This window comes from Pseudoalteromonas mucoides, from assembly GCF_049257175.1.
GTDB lineage: Bacteria > Pseudomonadota > Gammaproteobacteria > Enterobacterales > Alteromonadaceae > Pseudoalteromonas.
The window spans coordinates 91,570-112,765 of sequence record NZ_JBMMUC010000008.1 but is presented as its reverse complement, the minus strand read 5'-3'; the positions used below and the strand labels follow the sequence as shown (position 1 = coordinate 112,765).

Below are 21,196 nucleotides of genomic sequence, written 5' to 3'. Positions count from 1 at the left end.
CGTTTATTTAACGGGTTTTATCCCTGGGGAATCACATGCTTTTACAATAAAGCTATAACTATATGGTTCTGTGTTATCTAGCGTTATTTCTACGAACTCATAATCATTTAACTCTACAGTTTTGCTATTTTTAGCTTTAGCACAGCGTGAGAAAGTGTCAGCTTCAAAATGATAAGCAAAGCTTGCAATAAGCCATTTGCTGCGTTCAAAATACCCTTTGGTCTCTAAAAAGTGAGTCATATTTTCTGCAGTACCACCATCTCCCTCAACATCGACTGCAATCTTAGAAGGTTCGTCCGAAAGGCTCTCTTGGCTATTGTTTACTATTGGTTTTAGCTGCTCATTTAACTCTTTTAGTGCCTGTTCGTTTTCTCCGCTCGACTCTGCAGCGAGAGCTTGGCCAGTTTCTGCGCCGTTGGAAAAGCTACTGACTATCTCGTCAAACACTTGTTCAGTTGGTTTTTCATCGATAAATGAAATGAGGTTGACAATAACGACACTTGCTAAAGAAAAGCGCAGTAGTGCGGTTAATAACGGAGAGTAACTCTGACTGATGAATTTAACGCGATCAGAGCCAAATGGTTTAATTACTAATAATGCAATGATATAAAAAGGTAATATCAGTTGTAGCAGTAGCAAAGTGCCCAGCGTAATCCCTAATGCCCAAGGTGGTAAATAGAGTAAAGTTGCAAAGTTATGGCTGTAATTAAAGTGTGCTGCAGAGACTTGAGTGACTTCGTTAACGATCCCACTTGCATTGGCTAATACGAAGTTGGCAATAATAGCGTAAAAAAGTAGTATTAAGGCTTTACCGGCCAGTGAGTGCCACAGTTGAATAAATTTAGGCCAAAACTCTACGATTAACGCAATAATGGTTAATAAACTTGCAAGTGCTGCAGATTGCAGTAAGAGCAGGCTAATAAGGGCAAGTAAGTACAGCTTTTGGGCTGTACTTAAATTAAACCAGATACTTTGTATGCGTTTTATTAGACGTGCTTTATGAGGCTTAAAGTTTGCGTTATGTTGCTTTAACTGCCTGTTTGCACGCCATTTTGCTACTTTAAAGTATCGTAACATTCCTTGTCCTTTATTGTTTAAAGTAGAGCTTTTAAATAATGCCCGGTATGTGAACGCTCACATTCTGCGACGTCTTCAGGTGTACCTGCAATTAATATTTCACCGCCGCCAGCACCGCCTTCTGGGCCTAAATCAACAATCCAGTCTGCGGTTTTTATCACATCAAGGTTGTGCTCAATCACCACGATGGTATTACCGTGGTCACGTAAGCGATGCAGTACAACTAATAGCTGCTCGATGTCAGCAAAGTGCAGGCCTGTAGTCGGTTCATCAAGAATATACAGGGTTTTACCGGTATCGCGCTTAGACAGCTCACGAGCCAGTTTAACACGCTGTGCTTCACCACCTGAGAGTGTTGTAGCGGCTTGGCCTAGACGAATATAAGAGAGTCCTACATCCATTAAGGTTTTTAGCTTGCGTGCAATTGCTGGGATTTTATCAAAATAGTCGTGGGCATCTTCAACCGTCATTTCGAGCACTTGGTGAATGTTTTTACCTTTGTACTGTACTTCTAAGGTTTCACGGTTATAGCGCTGACCTTTACATACATCACAGGGTACATAAACATCAGGTAAAAAGTGCATTTCTACTTTGATAACGCCATCACCTTGGCAGGCTTCACAGCGGCCACCTTTAACATTAAAGCTAAAGCGGCCAACTTTATAGCCCCGAGATCGAGCTTCTTGAGTACCGGCAAATAGCTCACGAATACCGGTAAATATACCGGTATAGGTCGCAGGGTTTGAACGTGGTGTGCGGCCAATGGGACTTTGATCAATATCGATTACTTTGTCAAAGTGCTCAAGTCCTTTAATTTCTTTATAAGGAGCGGCTTCTGCGGTGGTTGCACCATTTAGCTCGGTGTGTGCTAATTTGAATAAGGTATCGTTAATGAGGGTTGACTTACCTGAGCCAGACACCCCGGTTATACAGGTCATCAAACCAAATGGAATGTGTAAGTCGACATTTTTTAGGTTGTTACCTGTAGCGCCAAATAACTCAAGCCATTTATCATTGATCAGATGGCGCTCTTTAGGTACTTCAATTTTACGTTTACCAGATAAAAACTGCCCTGTGACAGATTTTTCGCTGGCTAAAATGTCATCACGCGTCCCCTCTGCAATGACATAACCACCGTGCACACCAGCACCTGGGCCAATATCAATGATATGGTCGGCGGCGCGGATTGCGTCTTCATCGTGCTCAACCACGATAACGGTATTGCCTAAATCACGTAGATGAATCAGTGTTTGTAATAAGCGGTCGTTATCACGTTGGTGAAGGCCAATAGATGGCTCATCAAGCACGTACATAACACCAACCAAGCCTGCGCCAATTTGGCTCGCTAGGCGAATACGCTGGGCTTCACCGCCAGAGAGGGTGTCAGCGCTGCGCTCTAATGATAGATAATTCAAACCAACGTTAATCAAAAATGATAAACGATCGCGAATTTCTTTTAGTATTTTTTCTGCTATTTGGCCACGTTGCCCAGTTAAAGTGAGGCCTTCAAAAAAGTCCATCGCTTCGCCAATACTCATTGACGTAATATCTGGTAAGTTTGTTTGGCCGATAAACACACTACGCGCTTCTTGGCGTAATCGTGAGCCTTTACAGCTAGGACAAGCTTGGCTAGTTTGGTATTTTGCCAGTTCTTCACGCACTGAATTAGATTCAGTTTCGCGGTAACGGCGATTCATATTATTGAGCACACCTTCAAACTCGTGGTTACGAGTAATTAAGTCGCCTCGGTCATTGCGGTAATTAAAGGCAATTTTAGTACTGCCAGAGCCTTCTAAAATAACTTTTTTAGCGTCGTTACTGAGCTCTTGAAAGGGCACTTCTAAATCAAATTTATAATGCTCGGCAACGGCTTGTAGCATTTGGAAATAGTAAAAGCTGCGCTTGTCCCAGCCTTTAATAGCACCACCGGATAAACTAAGCTCTGGGTTTTGAATAACGCGGTTTGGGTCAAAATACTGCCTAACACCTAAACCATCACAGCTTTGACATGCGCCTGCTGGGTTATTGAATGAGAACAAACGAGGCTCAAGCTCGGTCATGGCATAGCCACACGTCGGGCAGGCAAAGTTTGCTGATAGCAATAACTCTTCGCTGCCGTCATTATCCATTGAAGCAATTGTTGCAACACCTGACGACAACTCAAGCGCTGTTTCAAATGATTCAGCTAAGCGTTGTTGTATGCCATCTTTGACTTTAAAACGGTCGACCACAACTTCAATAGTATGTTTTTTATGTAACTCTAAAGTCGGTGGATCAGATAAGTCACACACTTCACCATCAATACGGGCACGAATATAACCCTGACTTGCTAACTGCTCGAGTAACTTTACATGTTCGCCTTTACGTTCTTTGACTACCGGTGCAAGCATCATCAGCTTGCTGCCTTCTTCAAAGGCCAAAACGGTATCAACCATTTGGCTCACAGTTTGCGCTGCAAGCGGTAAGTCATGGGTAGGGCAACGGGGCTCACCAACACGAGCAAATAATAAACGCAGGTAATCGTAAATTTCGGTAATGGTACCTACAGTAGAGCGAGGATTATGTGAGGTAGATTTTTGCTCTATGGAGATTGCAGGGGAAAGACCTTCAATGTGATCAACATCGGGTTTTTCCATTAATGATAAAAACTGTCGGGCGTAAGCAGATAAAGATTCTACATACCGACGTTGCCCTTCTGCATATAAGGTATCAAATGCTAAAGACGATTTACCTGAACCAGATAGGCCTGTGATAACAATTAATTTATCACGGGGAATGGTTAGGCTGATGTCTTTTAAATTGTGCGTGCGGGCGCCTCGGACTTCAATGTTTTCCATGCTATCTCGTTTCATTACCAAATGTATTTACTGAGTATCTCATAATACGCAACAAGATTAATCCTTGATCAATGAAAAAATCATCGCTTTAGGACGATTATTTCTTATTAAGCTTGTGGTAGAATCCCTGCTCGAATTTTAATAGACAGCAAGAACACGCGAATCATGACAGCTTCTTCACTCAACTCTCGAGAAAAACGCGCCGCAGTATCACTGGCCAGCGTGTTTGCATTTCGTATGCTTGGCCTTTTTATGCTGATGCCGGTACTTGCTATTTATGGGCAAGAGCTTTCAGGCTTTTCACCACTGTGGATAGGTATCGCGATTGGTGCTTATGGTTTAACGCAAGCTGTATTGCAAATTCCTATGGGCTGGTTGTCAGATAAAATAGGCCGCAAAAAGGTTATTATTGGTGGTTTGAGTGTATTTGCTTTAGGCTCGGTGATTGCTGCCACGGCAGATTCAATGCAAATGGTCACGCTAGGCCGTGCTTTACAAGGTATGGGAGCGATAGCCAGTTCTTTACTTGCTTTTGCTTCTGACTTGAGCCGTGATGAACAAAGACCTAAAGTGATGGCTGTGATTGGTATGAGTATCGGCATGAGCTTTGCGCTTGCTATGTTACTTGGACCGATGGTTGCCGCTTCTTGGGGTATTGCGGGAATTTTTTGGTTAACAGCTGCATTGGCAATTGTAGGTATTTTTATTGTACTATTTTTGGTGCCTAAAGCCGTTAATAAAGCCCCTAAAGGCGATACATTAGCAAGCTTTACCGATATTAAAAAATTGGTGAAGCACCCACAGCTTGCACGTTTAGATTTAGGTGTGATGTTACTACACTTAACGCTGACCACTATTTTTGTTGCATTACCTGGACAACTCATCGCCAAAGGCTTGGTCGCAGAGGCACATTGGCAAGTGTATATTCCAGTATTAATATTAGCGTTTTTATTGATGGCACCAGTTATGATTATCGCCATTCGTAAAGAAAAAGAAAAACACGCTTTTCTTGGCTCAATTGCTGTATTAGCGCTGAGCATGATAGCACTGGCAGCTGGTGTCGATTCTGTGATCGGTATGGCGCTTTGTATGCTTGCATATTTTGTTGCTTTTAACTTTTTAGAAGCCACAATGCCAGCGCTTGTCTCACGCTTAGCACCAGCTAATCAAAAAGGTTCAGCGATGGGAGTTTTTTCATCGGGGCAATTTTTTGGTGCATTTTTAGGTGGTATTTTAGGGGGTTACGTTGCGCAATCAACAACCCCGCAAGCAGTGTTTGCCGCAGCCGCACTTGTTGGGGTAATATGGCTTATCCTTGCGTGGCAAATGCAAGTCCCGCCTAGAAGTAAAATGATTAGCTTAATGACAGAATTAAGTTCAGAGCAGCAAGCACAAGCGCTTGCCTCTAAATTGGTTGCTTTACCAGGTGTATTAGAAGCAACTGTAGTATGCGAAGAAAATCGCAGCTATTTAAAGATTAATGATAAAGAATTTGACCTAGACCAAGCCCGTAAAGTGGCTGGTTTGAGCTAACGTAAATAGGAGAAAGGTCCATGGCACGCGGTGTTAATAAAGTAATCTTGGTTGGTAATTTAGGTCAAGATCCAGAAGTACGTTATATGCCTAATGGCAATGGCGTAGCAAACATTACTTTAGCTACTTCAGATAGCTACAAAGATAAAAACACCGGCCAAATGGTCGATAAAACTGAATGGCATCGCGTGGTGTTTTTTGGCAAATTAGCTGAAATCGTGGGTGAATACTGCCGTAAAGGTTCACAAATTTACGTAGAAGGTAAACTGCAAACACGTAAATGGACTGATCAACAAGGCCAAGAAAAATACACCACAGAAATAGTTGTAGATGGCTTTACTGGCCAAATGCAAATGTTGGGTGCTCGTGGTGGCGACCAACAAGGTGGTGGCTACCAAGGCGGTCAACAATCTCAAGGTGGTCAATCACAAGGCGGTTACGGCCAGCAGCAAAACGCACCACAACAAGGTGGCGGTTACGGTCAACAGCAAAGTGCACCGCAACAAAGTGGTGGTTACGGCCAACAGCAGAGTGCACCACAGCAAGCACCAGCTGCACGCCAGCAACCTGCAGCTGCACCGCAGCAGAATAACCAATACCAATCAGGCGGCGGTTATAACCAGCAGCAAAGCAGCAATACCAATGCACCGCAACAAGGTGGTTTTGCTCCTAAGCCGCAAAATGCCCCACAAGGCGGCGCATCAAATCCAATGGAACCACCAATTGACTTTGATGACGATATCCCGTTTTAAATGATAGTTTATTTAAAAATATTGATTAACATTCAAAGGCCGCTTTTTAGCGGCCTTTTTGATTCTAAATATTAAATAACCAGATCTCAGGTTAAATACTCTATTTGCTTGTGCTCGTTACTTCTATTTTTAAACGCGATTATGGAGGGGCACTTGCCCTACCTGTATCAAATAAGTTTGACTTGGAAAACTTTACATGTAAAATTCCATATATTCAGTATTTCATATGTACGGATCGCTAGGAGTCAACACCAATGACACAAAAAATTGAACTACCAAATATCGATAAAGAGCAAAGTAAAGTACCAAGTGTTGCTGACTTTAACGTTAACCTTTCAGCACATAAACCAAAGATTTTGTTGCTGTATGGGTCTTTAAGAGAGCGCTCATACAGTAAGTTAGTTATTGAAGAGAGTGCGCGACTACTTACGCATTTTGGCGCCGAAGTTAAAATCTTTGATCCACAAGGCTTACCGCAAACCGACAGTGAGGATGAGTCACATCCTAAAGTGCAAGAGCTACGAGAATTAATGCTTTGGTCTGAAGGGCAAGTGTGGTGCTCGCCTGAGCGTCATGGTTCTATGACAAGCGTATTTAAAAATCAAATCGATTGGGTACCATTAAGCTTAGGCGGTGTTAGACCTACGCAAGGAAAAACATTAGCTGTGCTTCAGGTATGTGGTGGCTCTCAGTCTTTTAATGTTGTAAATCAATTGCGTGTCTTAGGCCGTTGGATGCGTATGGTCACTATTCCTAACCAATCATCTGTGCCAAAAGCATATTTAGAGTTTGACGATAATGGCCGTATGAAGCCGTCTTCTTTTTACAATCGCATTGTTGATGTGATGGAAGAGTTAATGAAGTTCACTTTGTTACTACGGGATCAGAAAGACTACTTTGTTGATAGATACTCTGAACGAGTTGAATCAGCTGAGCAAGTAAGTGAACGTGTGAACCAACGTTCTATTTAAATTGATCAGGAGTTGAGCATGGTTGTTATTCATCATAATCCGGATTGTGGCACGTCGAGGAATGTATTACAGCTTATTAAGGCGTCAGGGTATGAACCTATTGTAATAGAGTATTTAAAATCCGGCTGGACCAAGTCACAGCTTCTCGCCTTATTTGCTGCGGCAAATTTAACCCCAAAGACAGCGCTTAGAGTTACTATACCCAAGCCACCTCAAGATGCGAGTTTCAGTTGGAATTAAAAGCGATTTAGGCAAGGCATTGATTGAAAATAATGGTGTTCCCTTGTTAAAATCAATAACGCAGTATAAATCGCTTTTAAACTAACCCGTTGGGCGTTTCACAGGCACTTACTCTCATCGTTGTTACTTCTTAAAAGGGACTGCCATTCTTGCAAAGTAACGCCTTGATATTAAGCCCCTGTGAAACGCTGAATTCTGCATCTTGAGGTGGTTTGGGTATAAATCACCGGCCAAAGAGTTGGGGTTATTAAATGAAAATGTATCTGATGAACAAATTTTTGAAGCAATGCTGAAGTACCCTGTTTTAGTCAATAGACCCATTGTGTGTACAGCTAAGGGGATTAAATTAGCGCGTCCGAGTGAAACGGTATTAACACTATTAGATAAATGGCCGTTAGGCCCGTTTCATAAAGAAGATGGTGAGATGATTTTAGATGAAAATGGCCATCTTATTGGGGATCGATAGCCAGTCGTTAATTTATCTGAAAATGTGGCCAAGAAATTAAAAATTTTATTGTGGCTTAGGTAATTAAAAATACGTTAGTTTTATTGATAATCGTTATCGGTAATATTTAAAGTGAGCGCTAAGCCTTGTGTTTATTGGGATCTTGAACAACACTTTACCTATTCTAACTAACTCTGTGCGTGCTATGGCAATTAAATCAAAGAATGTGCGTATGCATATGCTGAGTGTTTATATTGGTGCTTGTCTATTGCTGCTTGGTATCTTTAATTTATTATTAGGTGAGGTGCTGCATCAAAAAGTTCACGTTACAGGTACTGAGCTGGCTCAACAAATTTACAATCTCAAGTTAGATTTAATTGTTGATAGAGAGGTTATTTCTGCTCTGGTAAGTGCGCGTGGTTTTATGTTAGAGCCAGATGAAGCTCCCACTCATTTCTCAGCTTTGATGAACAAAGAAAGTGAAGTCTTTAATTATAAATCAACCAGTCTAAAGCTTTATCATTGGCCTTCTTGGGTGGTTGAAAGCTATTTATTTATTTTACTAAACCTTGTTGTTATAGGTGCAGCTGTATGGGGGTACCGTTGGTGGGCTTTATTAGTGAAGCGCTACGAAAAAGGTGCTTTTAAGAACCCTAAACAAGAACACATGTATCAGCCTTTAATTACTCATAACTCACATATACAGAGTAAGGTGCCAGCAGACAATACGGCTGTAACACAAAATGCTAAAGAAGATGCAATGAGCAAGTTGTATTGCTTGCATCAAAATAAACAGAACTTTTTTGCTTTATTTTATTGGTCATATCCTTTCCCTGAAAGTATTGATTTAGAAAGTCATTTCAAGCTGGTTATAGCTAAGGGGTTTGTTGAGTTACCACAAGTGTCGGTAAAGTTACTTGCCTCTGGAGGACTAGCAATCACTTTATATGGGGTATCACAAACAGAGATCGACAAGTATACACATCAGCTCCATCAAACTATTTATCAGGCATCGTTAGTTTACCGTGGAGATTTGTCGCGCAAAGATATTAAAGTCGGCGTTTGTAATTATCGTACAGGTGCTGATCAAACTGTCGTTTATCAACTAACAAAATCGGCCCTTGAGCAAGCTAAGCAAAGCCCATGGCAGCATGTGCATAGAGTGCCGTTTAATCATACGTCTGCTGAGGTATTAAAACATAGTGATGAGGAGCTACCTGAGTACATCAGCAAAAAAAAGTTTATGTTATTTTTTCAGCCATTATTTGAGCTTGATTCTGGCGAGATGCTACAACATGAAGCGTTAATTCGTATTCGACATAAATCGTTAGGTTTGTTATCAGCGAAGCAATTTATTCCTCATCTTAAAACTGATAGTGAAGTAATGCAGTTAGATATTGCGGTGATTGAACATGTAATGGCTTTATTAAAAAGTGAGCCTAGTAGTTTGGCTGTGAGTATCAATTTGCATACTTTTAATTGGTATAGTGTAAACTTTTGGCTGTGGTTTAAAGATAAAGTAGGGACATTTAGTGGGGCTGATAAACTGCAGTTTGAAATATCTGCTGATGATTTTTATGCACAGCAACATAAATTAGCTTTGGCTATTAGTCAGATCAAAGCAATTAATGGGGCTGTGGTAGTTGATAATGTGGTGAGCCTTGATAAGTTAGCTTTTCTGGCTGAGTTTAAGCTCGTAAAAGGAATAAAACTTGGTTATGAGGTAATTCATGGTATTGATAAGAGCCTGAAGCAACAAAAAGTTGTACGTCAAATTGTCATAAAGAGTGGTAAGTTGAATCTACCGGTATTTGGAGTCGGAGTCGAAACCCAGCAAGAGCTCAAAACGTTACAAAAGTTAGGCATCACTGCTGCTCAAGGGTTTTATTTTACCGAACCACTGCAAGAATTTACGCAGGTAACATCTTAAACTAAATAACCTGAACTCTGGTTAAGAGATGTACTAATGTATTGATATTAAATCACAAATATATTTATTAGTCTCCAGCCGGAGACTTTTAGCGATAACAAGGCGAATTTACGCGTCAATAGCTAGCCTATTGCAAGTAAATTCAACGCAGTTTGCGTTGAAAGTAGCCGCTGGAGATAGATTTATTATCCAGAGTTCAGGTTAATTGTCGATAACGTAATCCATCTAATCCCTGTAATCCACCTGTGTGAATTGCCGTGATTTTACTTCCAGCAGGAAAATAATCAGCGTTGATTAACTGCCATAATGCAAACATCATTTTACCAGAATAGATAGGCTCTAATGGGAGTTGATGTTGAACTTGCATTGTTTGACAAAAGTGCCAAAGCTCTGGGGAGAACTTACCGTAGCCACCACCGTGATGATCACATAATAAATGCCAGTTACTTTGTGTACGAGCGCGCATACTCAATGCTTTAATCTCGTCAACGAGGTAACCCGCTTGCTTTAAGACGGCAATACCGATTACTTTAGTTTGTGGGGTAGCGCCCTCAATCAGCCCTGCTAATGTGCCGCCACTGCCTGTTGGGCAAATAATATAATCAGACTCAGGTAATGATTGGGCAAGTTCTTTACAGCCTTGTAAAGCAGCATGGTTTGTTCCGCCCTCTGGCAATAGGTAGGCATTTGGAAAGCGTTGCTGTAATTGTGCTAAATACTCTTCATTGTGGCGTTTTTTATATTCAATGCGGGTAATCGGATGTAGCTGCATACCACACTGCTTAGCAAACTTAATAGTGGGGTTGCTTGTATCAAGCTCAGGCCCGCGAATAATGCCGTGGGATTTAAAGTTAAAGTGTTTTCCGGCTGCTGCACAGGCATGTATGTGATTTGAAAAAGCCCCGCCAAACGTCACTAACTCCTGCTTTTTTTGTGCTTGCATCTCAACTAAGTTGTACTTGAGCTTTCGCCACTTATTACCACTAATGAGTGGGTGTAGCAGATCGTCACGCTTTATGCGTAACGAAATATTTCTTTTTTTTAACTCGAAGCTATCTATTTGTTGTATAGGACTATTTTCATCAATATTGAGGCTGATATGCATAAAGTACCTTTTTTCCTTAGATTGAAACTTGCAGGCTCGTAAAAATATACGATACTTTAAAAATCAACAGTTAATATAAGTAGCTATATGAAAAAGAAGATTTTTTCATTGTTTCCTTGGTTGCAACAAGGGTTAGATCCGAATTGTGTAATAGGGATAGCTACATATGCAAAAACAGTAAATGCTGTCAGCTTAAAGCGCTCGCAGGGGCATTGGCAAATAGATAAAACTCACAGTGTTGCAGTTACAAAGCCAGGGGATTATACAAAAGCAATTACAGATTGTACAAACGAAGTGAGTAAACTCAGTTGCGCCATTAATTTAGTGATACCTCACCACTATTATCAAATTGTACAAATGGAAAAACCGAACCTAACAGATGACGAAATTGTGCAATCGTTACCATGGACAGCTAAAGACGTTGTGAATATTGCGCCCGAGAATATCATCGCTGATTTTATTGATTACCCCATCTCATTACCAATGCAAGCACGTAAGATGAATGTGTTTATTACTGATAAAACACAGATACAGCCGTTTATTAACAGCTTCGCAGATACTAATGCAGTGTTACGCTCAATGACGTCAGAAGAAATGGTATTACTCACTTTATTTGGCAAAGATAAAGATGCACATATGTTGGTGGTACAGCATGCTGAGCATGAGCCGAGAATATTGATTATCTGTGACGGTAAACTTGTCTTAGCGAGACGATTAAATGGCTTTGTCGGTATAACAGAAAAAGATCAAAATAGTGCCTTTATTGACGCTTTAGGTTTAGAGATACAACGTTCGATGGACTTTTTCGAAAGTCAGCTCAAGCAGCCTCCTATTCGCAGTATTCAGCTGCAATGCGACGATTTATCTTCTTTAACACTTAGAGCTGAGCTTGCCGAGCTGTTACAAGTTAAGGTTATTGATTTTAAACCAAACCTTGCCTTATCAGAGGGTTTAAATAGTCAGTTTTTCTATGCCTTAGCTGCAGCTATATCTATGGCTGAAAGTAAAGAGCCGCGCAATGAAGAATAGAATCAATTTTTACCAAAAATCATTACGTCCTCGTCGTGACTTAATGCCATTACAAAGTGTATTAGCCTTGTGGGCCATCGCATTATTTGTGATAGCCATTAGTTGGGGTGGGTTTGCATTATCAGTTCACTTTAACCAAATAGAGGCCCAGCAAAGTGAATTAACATTAAATGAAATTAGTAACCAGCTACAAGCTGTGAAAGCTAAATTAGATGAAAAACAAAATAAGGATCAGTTTGTTAAGCAGTTAAAAATGATTGAGCAAGAGATTGCTCATAAACAACAAGTATTTGGTTATTTGGAGGCTGCACAAACCTTATCTAGTATGGACTATAGCCAAATAATGCTTGATTTAGCGCGTTATCATGTGGCGGATATGTGGTTAACTCACGTAACGTTTTCTGAGCAAGCAGTGACTTTAAAAGGGCAATCAAGTCAATCGGCTCAGTTACCTGTTTGGCTAAGTAGTTTAAAGCAATCGAAGTACTTCGCAGGTAAGGAGTTCTCAGTTTTAGAGTTTGAAGATAAAGACGGCTTAAGTGAATTTAATGTGGCCACTGAGGTTGCCGCTAAGGAGGAGCAGCCATGAAAACTGAAAACTCCTCTTCTCGTAATTGGCCGTTATGGGTGAAGTATCAAACACGTTTTGCTGTACTGCAAATAAGAGAAAAGCTGGCTATTTTATTTGCAGGGTTATTTATTATTTTATATTTAGGCTATCTTTTTATTGTTGAGCCGATACAAATTCAAGCAAATAAACAGCACCAAGCTAACACTCAAGCACAACAAAAAATAACTCAAAATAGAACACAATTAGCGATGTTGGAGCAAGCTCTAAGTAATGATTACACAAAAGAATTACGCTCACAAATAGTACAAGCCAAGAGTGAACTTGCACTTACAGATGAAAAGTTGAGCCAATTTAGCAAAGGCTTTGTCAGCGCTGAACGGGTTCCTAGTATGTTGCAGCAGCTATTAAAAGAAAGTACCGAGGTTAAGGTTGTTAGTTTTAAAGTGTTAGAGCCTAAAGCTGTTGATGTTACCAAAGTTGGTGCAAACGAAGCTAAAACACTGTTTTTTGAACATCAAATGGTGCTCACATTACAGGGACAGTATTTTAACTTGCAACAATATTTAGCATCGCTAAAACAAAGTAAAGAAAAACTCTTAATCCAGCGCTTTGACTATCAAGTAGAGGATTATCCTCGGGCGCAATTAATCATACATATAGCAACGGTGAGCGCGAATGAAAAATTTATTGCTCTTTAGTGTGCTTGGGTTATTTGTTTGCTCAGCAGACGTGGTTGCGCAGCAGTTGGCCGATCCAACTAGGCCACAAAATTTGCTCGCTACTAGCGTAGTTAAAAATCAGCAAAGTAGCCTCAAGCTGCAATCAATAATTAAAAGGTCAGGCCGCTATAAAGCGATTATTTCAGGACAGATTTATACCGTAGGCGATCAAATAAATGACTATAAAGTGCTAACCATAAGCTCTAAGCAAGTTGTGTTAGCGAATGACAATAAGCAAATAAAATTAGATTTATATGATTATGAAATTAAAAATTAAATTACCTAGTCAGCTGACTATTTTATTGCTGTTACCTATCTATCTTGGTGGTTGCCATAGTTTTGCTCCAGGTAAAGAAATAAAGCCTCATATAGAGCAAGAGCTCACCGCTCAGCCTGAGCAGCAAACTACAGTAGCCCCACTGACAGTGCCAGATGAAGTTACACAAAGCTTATTGTCGTCATTTGATAGCGAACAAAGCCTTAATACAGAGCTGGCAGTTAAGCGTTTTGAAGTGGCTGCAAATGAAGTTGAAGTACGCGCTTTTTTTGCTGGTTTAACTGACGATACGCCATACAGTGTCGCTATACACCCAGAGGTAGCTGGCAGCATTAGTCTTACATTAAAAAATGTTACTTTTGATGAGGTAATAAATGTAATCAAACGTATGTATCCGCTTGATATTGTTCACGAAGGGCGAGTTGTTCAGGTGTTACCTGCAAAAATGCGCACTGAAACAATACCCGTTAACTATTTAATGATGAAGCGCAGTGGTCAGTCTACGGTGAGTGTTGTAGCGGGCGGCGTAAGCCAAATGGCTGATAATAATAGCTCAAGCCAAAGCAGTGCTTCAAATAATTACAGTAATAACAATCAGCAAGATGGAGAGTTTGGTAATAATCAAAATATTGAACTTAACGGTTCGCGGATTCAAACCACTAACAGTAATGATTTTTGGAAAGATCTAGAGCTGGCTTTAAAATCTCTTATTGGCAGCGGTGATGGTCGTTATGTTATTGCCAGCCCACAAGCAAGCTTAGTAACGGTTAATGCATTACCAAGTGAAATAATGCAGCTAAAGGACTTTTTAAGGCAAACCCAAGAAAACTTACAACGGCAAGTTATTTTAGAAGCCAAAATAGTCGAAGTCACGCTTAAAGATGAATATCAGCAAGGTGTTAATTGGAACGAAATAGCGGGTTCAATTGGCAGTACAAGCCTGTCGTTTGCGACCACAGCAGCTGGGCAAATTAGTAATAGTATTACTGCCGCTTTAGGTGGTGTCTCAAACTTAGTCATTAATAACGCAGACTTTACAGGGGTGATTAGCTTATTAGAAACTCAGGGCGATGTGCAGATGCTCTCAAACCCTCGAGTGACTGCAACTAACAACCAAAAAGCGGTCATTAAAGTAGGTCAAGATGAGTACTTTGTTACCAATGTGTCAAGTACCACAGTGACAGGGAATGCAACCACAACAACCCCTGAAATTGACCTAACCCCTTTCTTTTCAGGGATTGCGCTTGATGTAACCCCACAAATAGATAAATACGGTTCGGTGATCTTACATGTTCACCCCTCAGTCACTCAAACTGAAGAGCAGCAAAAGGTTATTACTCTTAATAATGATGAGTTTATTTTACCGTTAGCACAAAGCAACATTAGGGAATCAGACACGGTAATTCGTGCTCAAAGCGGTGAAATAGTTGTGATTGGTGGCTTGATGCAGACGATAACCACCGATGAAGAGTCTAAAACGCCAGTATTAGGTGATATTCCCTTATTTGGTAATTTATTTAAAAGTATTAGTAAACGCCAAGAAAAGAAAGAGCTCGTTATATTGCTAAAGCCAACGGTTGTAATGCCAGATACTTGGAAAAAACAACAAACACGCAGCCGCCAATTACTTAATACTTGGTATGAGAACTAGCTATGTATTTGAGCTTCTTTAATTTAAGTGAAATGCCTTTCACCTTAACCCCTAACACCGAGTTTTTTTGTGCGCTTGCGCCGCACAATGAAGCCATGCAGGTGCTTATTACTGCACTTGAAATGGGAGAGGGATTTATTAAGGTAACTGGAGAGGTCGGCACTGGTAAAACTTTATTGTGCCGTAAATTACTTAATCAAATAGAGCGCGATTACACAGTTGCCTATTTACCTAACTCATATTTAAGCCCGGATGAGCTACGCTGGGCGCTTGCTGTAGAGCTTGGTATGGACGTTGATAAACAGTTAGATCAGCAAGCGCTTAGCCAGCTGATAAATCATCATTTATTAGCACTACAAAAAGAAGGCAAAAAAGTTGTTTTACTGATAGATGAAGCGCAAAGCCTAAGTTGGGATGCTCTTGAAGCGCTTCGTCTATTTACCAATATTGAAACTGAAAGCGAAAAGCTGATTCAAGTGGTGCTATTTGGTCAGCCTGAATTAGACGAAAAGCTAGCGCATACACGGGTTCGCCAATTACGTCAGCGTATTAGCTTCTCTTACCAGCTAAGGCCAATGACCACTGGCGAAGTCATTTATTATATTAATCATCGGTTACAAATTGCGGGCTTTAAAGGTGCACCGCTATTTACCAAGCAATTAGGCTTAAAAATAGCACAAGCAAGTCGTGGTATTCCTCGGTTAGTAAATATCTTATGTCATAAAACCTTGCTGCAAGCTTACGGTGAAGGGCTCACAGAAGTAAGTAGTCGACACATAAAGCTTGCGGTAAAAGACACTGAAGATTGCACCGTGAATAATTATATCAATGGTTGGAATGTTGCTGTGGTGAGTATTTCGGCGCTTGCCATAATGATGATTTGGGCTTGGAGGCAATGGCTATGAGCGTCATTAATTCAATGCTTAAAAATATTGAACAACGACAGCCAACAACTTTGTTAAATGAGCAAGGTACTGTTGTAGTTGAACCTGTGTATGACTCACATGGCTTAATTAAAAAGCTACTAATAATCACCATTGCCTTGTTAGTGGTTGTATTGAGCTATATTTATTTACCTACAGCAAGTGATGATGCTGCCGCTCAATTACCAGAACGAATAGATGTAGTTACCAAAGCTCAAAGCTCAAAAGAGGCCGAGCAAAATAACACGCCAGTGTTAATCAATGCTCCTGTGGTGAGTAACTCTGATGTAATTAAACCAGTTGCTAAAGTAGAGCCCATTATTGAAGAAGTAGTGACGGTAAAAACTGACACTAAAGAGCCGGTTGTAGCTGAAAAACCTATGGTTGCAGCTGTCGCTATTGAGCCAAGTAAAGTACCTACCGCCAATAAAGAAAGTAGTTTTCAGGTTAAAAAGGTGACTCAGCAACGTACCGAGCAACAGCAAATTGCTGAGTTACTGCGTCAAGCTAAGCAAGCCCTTGAATTTGGTTTATATCAGGAAGGCATAGATGATTTAAGCCAAATTCTTAATCGAGATAAAGGGAATATAGCAGCAAGAAGTCTACTAGCAGCGACTTATTTTCAACAGCAAGATATTTTATCCGCGCAAAGTATTTTAGAGCATGGCATTGCGTTTGACTCGCAGGTACTCGAGTGGCGTGTACTGCTTAGTAAAATTTATATTACTCGTAAGCAATATTCAGTTGTACAACAATTATTAAGCGATGACTTCGATAGCCAGGGAGATTCGCAATATTGGGCGCTTAAAGGCACTGCTGCGCAGCAATTGGGGGATCATACACGTGCATTAGTTTGCTTTGAGCAACTAACACAACTACAACCTCAGCAAGGCAAATGGTGGCTAGCCATGGCAACCTCTAAAGATGCACAAGGAGATTACCTCTCGGCGAAACGCTATTACTTAGCTGCTATCGAAGTGGGTAACTTAAACCCCGCTGTGCTTAAGCATGCAGAGCAACGATTACAGGCCTTAGGAGGTGTGTCATGAGACCCAGTCTACGTCTAAGGTTAGGTGATTTATTAGTTGAAGAGCATATGATCACTGAAGCGCAATTAAGTGAAGCGCTAAACGTTCAGGCTGCAACTGGCCGTAAGCTCGGTGCGACGCTAATTGCCCTGGAATTTATTAGTGAGCCACAATTGCTAAGGTTTTTAGCTCAGCAGTTGAAAGTTCCCTTTTTAGATATTTCGCAACGTAAGATCTCGCCAGAAGTATCCAAATTGCTTTCTGAGGTAATGGCACGCCGTTATAGAGCGTTAGTTATAGAAGACAATGGTGACTCAGTCCTTGTGGGCATGAGTGATCCGGCCGATTTAAGAGGACTTGATCAACTCGCGCCAATTTTAGCACCTAAGCGAATTGATTTAGCCGTGGTGCAAGAAAGCCAGATCATGGCGGCTTTCGATAATGTGTATAGAAGAACTGAAGAAATAACCAGCTTTGCTGAGCAGCTGCATGAAGAGTATGAAGATGTAGAAGAATTTGACTTAAATTCGTTAGGTGATGAATCCTCTGATGCGACCGTAGTAAAGTTATTACAATCGATTTTTGAAGATGCGGTTCAGGTCAGAGCGTCAGATATACATATTGAACCAGATGAAGGCATGTTACGAATTCGTCAGCGTGTTGATGGGGTATTACAAGAGCATGTTCTCAATCAAGTTAAAATAGCATCAGCATTAGTTTTACGGCTTAAATTGATGTCTGGCTTAGATATTTCAGAAAAGCGCTTACCACAAGATGGCCGTTTTAATATTAAAGTGCACACTCATAGTATTGATGTTCGTTTGTCTACTATGCCGGTTCAATATGGCGAATCGGTTGTTATGCGGCTGCTTGATCAATCTGCCGGGTTATTGTCATTAGATGAAACCGGTATGCCAGCGACGCTGCTAAAGCGTTTTCGCTCAATATTAAAACGCCCTCATGGCATGATTTTGGTTACTGGGCCAACAGGATCCGGTAAAACAACTACTTTATATGGTGCATTGAGTGAGCTAAACCAGCCAGAAAATAAAATTATTACAGTAGAAGATCCGGTGGAGTACCGCATTGGTCGGATAAACCAAGTACAAATAAAAAATAAAATAGGGCTTAGTTTTGCCAGTATTTTAAGAACCGCACTACGCCAAGATCCTGACATTCTAATGGTGGGGGAAATGCGTGATAAAGAGACGGTTGATATAGGTTTACGAGGCGCGTTAACAGGGCATTTAGTTCTTTCAACTCTGCATACTAATGACGCAATAACCAGTGCTATGCGGTTAATTGATATGGGAGCACCTGCATATTTAGTTGCCAGCTCACTAAGGGCCATTATTGCTCAGCGTTTAGTTAGGCGGGTATGTCAAAACTGCAAGCATACATATACACCCGATGCTCAAGAGGCTAGTTGGTTAAAGTATTTAAATGTTGATGTAGACAATACTGAGTTTTTTTATGGCAAGGGGTGTACCGCGTGTAATCACTCTGGTTACAAAGGTCGGGTGGGTGTTTTTGAGTTACTCGAGATGGATGAGGCCATGATGGAGTGTCTTCGTCAAAATGATACTCAAGGTTTTGCTAGGGCGGCTAAAGATAACCCTTACTTTGCCCCGTTATCCACAATGGCTTTAGAGTATGCCAAGCAAGGGCTCACCACTTTAGATGAAGTATTTAAAGTGGCTGAATATATTCCTGAAATGGTAGGAGGTGATGATGCACCTTTATAACTATCAAGCTAAAGACCAAAAAGGGGTCTTGATTAAGGGGCAACTAGAAGCCGCCAGCCAAGCTGGAGTCGCTGATAGTTTATTGAGACGCCAGTTTATCCCTATATCTATTACGCAGATAGACCGAGAAGGTGACATCAGCTTACCGCTAGGCCAGCTATTTAAAGAGAAGATCGGCCTTGACGATATGATTATGTTTTCACGGCAAATGTATTCGTTGCTCAAAGCGGGTATACCGATTATTCGTGCCATGGTGGGGTTAGCTGATACCACACAAAATAAAGAGTTTAAGTTGGTTCTAAATGAGATTATTAAACAGTTAGAACAAGGACGAGATCTTTCCAGTGCGATGACCATGCACAACAAAGTATTTAGCAGATTAACTATCGCAATGGTATTGGTCGGTGAAGGCTCTGGGCGCTTAGAGGATGCTTTTCACCAGCTTGCTAGTTATTTTGAGAAAGAGCAAGAAACCCGCAAACGTATAAAAGCGGCAATGCGTTATCCCACTTTTGTTATTGCTGCATTATTAGTTGCTATGGTGATTTTAAATATATTTGTGATCCCAGTGTTTGCCACCATGTTTGCAAAATTTGATGCTGAGTTACCCTTAATGACCCAGATTTTGGTGGCAACAAGCTACTTCTTCGTTAATTACTGGTGGCTTTTATTACTAATATTGGTTGGCAGTGTGATCGCTTGGCGCCGATACCTAGCAACAGAAGTTGGTTTATATAATTGGGACCACTACAAATTAAAAATACTTATAGTGGGAAACATTATTCATCGCTCATTACTTGCAAGGTACAGCCAAAGTTTAGCTATGGTATTGCGCTCAGGGGTGCCGATGACAACGGGGTTATCTTTAACCGCAAAAGCCGTTGATAACACCTATATGGAACGTGCAATTTTAAATATTCGTCAAGATATTGAAAAGGGCGACAGCTTACTCAGAGCTTCTAAAAGCAGCGATTTATTCTCCCAGTTAGTGCTGCAAATGGTCGCTGTAGGTGAAGAAACAGGGCGAGTTGATGAGCTTTTACAAGAAGCCGCAGATTATTATGAGCGAGAAGTTGATTACGATTTACGCAGTTTAACCGCCAAAATAGAGCCTATTTTAACGGTGATAGTTGCCGTTATGGTGCTAATTCTCGCGCTCGGTATTTTTATGCCGATGTGGAACATGATGTCAGCAATCAAAGGTGGTTAACAATGATTGGTAAAACACACCATCAGGCAGGCTTTTCTCTTTTGGAACTTGTACTTGTGGTTATTTTACTGGCTATCGTAATGAGTATTGCTGTACCGCAGTTTTTAGATATTAAGGAGCGAGCTCACCGTTCAAATATTGATGCCGTTGCTGGTGGTTTTGCCAGTGCAGTAGGTTTAATTCGAGGACAGTGGGAACTGGACGCGAGGCCATCTGGAAGTGATGTTTCGCAGTTTGTTACGTATATAAATTATGGAGGTGTAGTTGTTGGTGTTGATGGTCGTTTTGGTACGCCAACGAGTGATGAAACAGAGCAAGAGAACACGCAGGCATTAGCGATGAGTAGTACCAAATGCCAACAGGTGTTGAATGTAATTTTACAAGATGCACCAAGAAGTACCCTAAGTAGTGACGCGTCAGTAGTTGAAGATACAATGTTTTTAGTGAGGTATAACGCAGATAAGCTGCAATGTATTTACTATTTAACTCATTCTTTAGATGCGAAAAATATTCCAACAGCTGGTGAGCCACACGTTGGCACCAGTGGATTTTCGTATTTTCCTGTAACAGGCAAAGTACAGATTTTTAAATCTTAAGTAATAACAAAGAGGCTTACTTATGAAAACGCAATCAATGAACAGTAACGTAGTGAATAAACAAGCAGGTTTTACTTTAGTAGAACTGATAATTGTAATCGTCATTTTAGGTATTTTGGCCGTTGTTGCGGCCCCCCGCTTTTTAAACCTTCAGGGAGATGCCAATGCATCAACACTCGAAGGGTTAGAAGGTTCGATCCGCAGCGGGATGAATATAGTCAATGGTAAATCTATAATTGCCAGTGATCATAAAAAAGACACAGCAGCAGTAGTTGTTGATAATGGTGGAAACGTCGCTACTGTATACGGCTACCCAGAAGCTTCTCTAGCTGCATTTGAAGCATTTTTAGATGTTGATTTTGAAGCGGATGATTCTGGCGACTTTAATTTGGATGACAGTGGAGATGGCGTTGTAATTATTTACCCTAATAGCTATGTGAGTTCTGATGATTGCCGTATTGAGTATACTCAAGCAAAAGATTCAAATGATGGAACACCACCAGTGAAAGTGGTACCACCTGTAGTGGATATAGTATTGACAGGTTGTTAATCCACAA

19 protein-coding genes are annotated in these 21,196 nt (G+C 40.8%); 16 read left to right on the top strand and 3 right to left on the bottom strand.

What is annotated here, in order from left to right:
• Positions 1-3: 3 nt before the first annotated feature.
• Complete coding sequence (locus tag AAEU30_RS10700; protein WP_421960497.1) at positions 4-1,077, bottom strand: hypothetical protein; 1,074 nt, start codon at positions 1,075-1,077, stop codon at positions 4-6.
• 17 nt (positions 1,078-1,094) lie between these two features.
• On the bottom strand, positions 1,095-3,914 hold the full coding sequence (gene uvrA, locus AAEU30_RS10695) for an excinuclease ABC subunit UvrA (RefSeq protein WP_421960496.1): 2,820 nt from the start codon (positions 3,912-3,914) through the stop codon (positions 1,095-1,097).
• 165 nt (positions 3,915-4,079) lie between these two features.
• Here uvrA and AAEU30_RS10690 point away from each other — a divergent pair, with 165 nt between their 5' ends.
• From AAEU30_RS10690 to AAEU30_RS10665, 5 genes are all read left to right on the top strand, one after another.
• The gene (locus AAEU30_RS10690; protein ID WP_421960495.1) at positions 4,080-5,447 is read left to right on the top strand and encodes an MFS transporter; all 1,368 of its coding nucleotides are present in this window, start codon (positions 4,080-4,082) and stop codon (positions 5,445-5,447) included.
• Positions 5,448-5,467: 20 nt separating this feature from the next.
• A complete protein-coding gene (gene ssb / locus AAEU30_RS10685; RefSeq protein ID WP_421960494.1) occupies positions 5,468-6,199 on the top strand; it encodes a single-stranded DNA-binding protein in 732 nt (243 codons plus the stop codon).
• A gap of 254 nt (positions 6,200-6,453) precedes the next feature.
• Positions 6,454-7,170, top strand: a complete 717-nt coding sequence (gene arsH, locus AAEU30_RS10680; protein WP_421960493.1) for an arsenical resistance protein ArsH — start codon at positions 6,454-6,456, stop codon at positions 7,168-7,170.
• A 478-nt stretch (positions 7,171-7,648) separates the two neighbouring features.
• Positions 7,649-7,876, top strand: coding sequence for an ArsC/Spx/MgsR family protein (locus tag AAEU30_RS10670; protein ID WP_421960492.1), 228 nt, complete (start codon positions 7,649-7,651; stop codon positions 7,874-7,876).
• A gap of 184 nt (positions 7,877-8,060) precedes the next feature.
• A complete protein-coding gene (locus tag AAEU30_RS10665) occupies positions 8,061-9,785 on the top strand; it encodes an EAL domain-containing protein (RefSeq protein WP_421960491.1) in 1,725 nt (574 codons plus the stop codon).
• A gap of 196 nt (positions 9,786-9,981) precedes the next feature.
• Here AAEU30_RS10665 and AAEU30_RS10660 read toward each other — a convergent pair whose 3' ends face one another.
• Positions 9,982-10,890 (bottom strand): 1-aminocyclopropane-1-carboxylate deaminase/D-cysteine desulfhydrase, encoded by a 909-nt coding sequence (locus AAEU30_RS10660; RefSeq protein WP_421960490.1) that lies wholly within the window; start codon positions 10,888-10,890, stop codon positions 9,982-9,984.
• A gap of 87 nt (positions 10,891-10,977) precedes the next feature.
• Here AAEU30_RS10660 and AAEU30_RS10655 point away from each other — a divergent pair, with 87 nt between their 5' ends.
• The 11 genes from AAEU30_RS10655 to AAEU30_RS10605 are packed head-to-tail and all read left to right on the top strand — an operon-like array spanning position 10,978 to position 21,189.
• Complete coding sequence (locus AAEU30_RS10655; RefSeq protein ID WP_421960489.1) at positions 10,978-11,919, top strand: MSHA biogenesis protein MshI; 942 nt, start codon at positions 10,978-10,980, stop codon at positions 11,917-11,919.
• A complete protein-coding gene (locus AAEU30_RS10650; RefSeq protein WP_421960488.1) occupies positions 11,909-12,508 on the top strand; it encodes a PilN domain-containing protein in 600 nt (199 codons plus the stop codon). The genes AAEU30_RS10655 and AAEU30_RS10650 overlap by 11 nt, the downstream gene beginning before the upstream one ends.
• On the top strand, positions 12,505-13,188 hold the full coding sequence (locus tag AAEU30_RS10645; RefSeq protein WP_421960487.1) for a type II secretion system protein M: 684 nt from the start codon (positions 12,505-12,507) through the stop codon (positions 13,186-13,188). The genes AAEU30_RS10650 and AAEU30_RS10645 overlap by 4 nt, the downstream gene beginning before the upstream one ends.
• On the top strand, positions 13,166-13,486 hold the full coding sequence (locus AAEU30_RS10640) for an agglutinin biogenesis protein MshK (RefSeq protein WP_087533327.1): 321 nt from the start codon (positions 13,166-13,168) through the stop codon (positions 13,484-13,486). The genes AAEU30_RS10645 and AAEU30_RS10640 overlap by 23 nt, the downstream gene beginning before the upstream one ends.
• On the top strand, positions 13,470-15,137 hold the full coding sequence (gene mshL, locus AAEU30_RS10635; RefSeq protein ID WP_421960486.1) for a pilus (MSHA type) biogenesis protein MshL: 1,668 nt from the start codon (positions 13,470-13,472) through the stop codon (positions 15,135-15,137). Before AAEU30_RS10640 ends, mshL begins: the two co-directional genes overlap by 17 nt.
• 2 nt (positions 15,138-15,139) lie before the next feature.
• Positions 15,140-16,042 (top strand): ExeA family protein, encoded by a 903-nt coding sequence (locus AAEU30_RS10630; RefSeq protein ID WP_421960485.1) that lies wholly within the window; start codon positions 15,140-15,142, stop codon positions 16,040-16,042.
• Positions 16,039-17,109: a tetratricopeptide repeat protein gene (locus AAEU30_RS10625; protein WP_421960484.1), complete on the top strand. Its 1,071-nt coding sequence runs from the start codon at positions 16,039-16,041 to the stop codon at positions 17,107-17,109. The genes AAEU30_RS10630 and AAEU30_RS10625 overlap by 4 nt, the downstream gene beginning before the upstream one ends.
• A complete protein-coding gene (locus AAEU30_RS10620) occupies positions 17,106-18,833 on the top strand; it encodes a GspE/PulE family protein (RefSeq protein WP_421960483.1) in 1,728 nt (575 codons plus the stop codon). Before AAEU30_RS10625 ends, AAEU30_RS10620 begins: the two co-directional genes overlap by 4 nt.
• On the top strand, positions 18,820-20,043 hold the full coding sequence (locus AAEU30_RS10615) for a type II secretion system F family protein (protein WP_421960562.1): 1,224 nt from the start codon (positions 18,820-18,822) through the stop codon (positions 20,041-20,043). The genes AAEU30_RS10620 and AAEU30_RS10615 overlap by 14 nt, the downstream gene beginning before the upstream one ends.
• A gap of 2 nt (positions 20,044-20,045) precedes the next feature.
• Entirely contained in the window at positions 20,046-20,639 is a 594-nt protein-coding gene (locus tag AAEU30_RS10610) for a prepilin-type N-terminal cleavage/methylation domain-containing protein (protein ID WP_421960482.1), read from the top strand.
• Positions 20,640-20,661: 22 nt separating this feature from the next.
• Complete coding sequence (locus AAEU30_RS10605) at positions 20,662-21,189, top strand: prepilin-type N-terminal cleavage/methylation domain-containing protein (protein WP_421960481.1); 528 nt, start codon at positions 20,662-20,664, stop codon at positions 21,187-21,189.
• Positions 21,190-21,196 lie beyond the last annotated feature (7 nt).

Bases quoted from the DNA above. Each gene is read 5' to 3' on its own strand.
- AAEU30_RS10700 (WP_421960497.1), bottom strand. From the start codon at position 1,077: ATGTTACGATACTTTAAAGTAGCAAAATGGCGTGCAAACAGGCAGTTA.
- uvrA (WP_421960496.1), bottom strand. From the start codon at position 3,914: ATGGAAAACATTGAAGTCCGAGGCGCCCGCACGCACAATTTAAAAGAC.
- AAEU30_RS10690 (WP_421960495.1), top strand. From the start codon at position 4,080: ATGACAGCTTCTTCACTCAACTCTCGAGAAAAACGCGCCGCAGTATCA.
- ssb (WP_421960494.1), top strand. From the start codon at position 5,468: ATGGCACGCGGTGTTAATAAAGTAATCTTGGTTGGTAATTTAGGTCAA.
- arsH (WP_421960493.1), top strand. From the start codon at position 6,454: ATGACACAAAAAATTGAACTACCAAATATCGATAAAGAGCAAAGTAAA.
- AAEU30_RS10665 (WP_421960491.1), top strand. From the start codon at position 8,061: ATGGCAATTAAATCAAAGAATGTGCGTATGCATATGCTGAGTGTTTAT.
- AAEU30_RS10660 (WP_421960490.1), bottom strand. From the start codon at position 10,890: ATGCATATCAGCCTCAATATTGATGAAAATAGTCCTATACAACAAATA.
- AAEU30_RS10655 (WP_421960489.1), top strand. From the start codon at position 10,978: ATGAAAAAGAAGATTTTTTCATTGTTTCCTTGGTTGCAACAAGGGTTA.
- AAEU30_RS10650 (WP_421960488.1), top strand. From the start codon at position 11,909: ATGAAGAATAGAATCAATTTTTACCAAAAATCATTACGTCCTCGTCGT.
- AAEU30_RS10645 (WP_421960487.1), top strand. From the start codon at position 12,505: ATGAAAACTGAAAACTCCTCTTCTCGTAATTGGCCGTTATGGGTGAAG.
- AAEU30_RS10640 (WP_087533327.1), top strand. From the start codon at position 13,166: ATGAAAAATTTATTGCTCTTTAGTGTGCTTGGGTTATTTGTTTGCTCA.
- mshL (WP_421960486.1), top strand. From the start codon at position 13,470: ATGAAATTAAAAATTAAATTACCTAGTCAGCTGACTATTTTATTGCTG.
- AAEU30_RS10630 (WP_421960485.1), top strand. From the start codon at position 15,140: ATGTATTTGAGCTTCTTTAATTTAAGTGAAATGCCTTTCACCTTAACC.
- AAEU30_RS10625 (WP_421960484.1), top strand. From the start codon at position 16,039: ATGAGCGTCATTAATTCAATGCTTAAAAATATTGAACAACGACAGCCA.
- AAEU30_RS10620 (WP_421960483.1), top strand. From the start codon at position 17,106: ATGAGACCCAGTCTACGTCTAAGGTTAGGTGATTTATTAGTTGAAGAG.
- AAEU30_RS10615 (WP_421960562.1), top strand. From the start codon at position 18,820: ATGCACCTTTATAACTATCAAGCTAAAGACCAAAAAGGGGTCTTGATT.
- AAEU30_RS10610 (WP_421960482.1), top strand. From the start codon at position 20,046: ATGATTGGTAAAACACACCATCAGGCAGGCTTTTCTCTTTTGGAACTT.
- AAEU30_RS10605 (WP_421960481.1), top strand. From the start codon at position 20,662: ATGAAAACGCAATCAATGAACAGTAACGTAGTGAATAAACAAGCAGGT.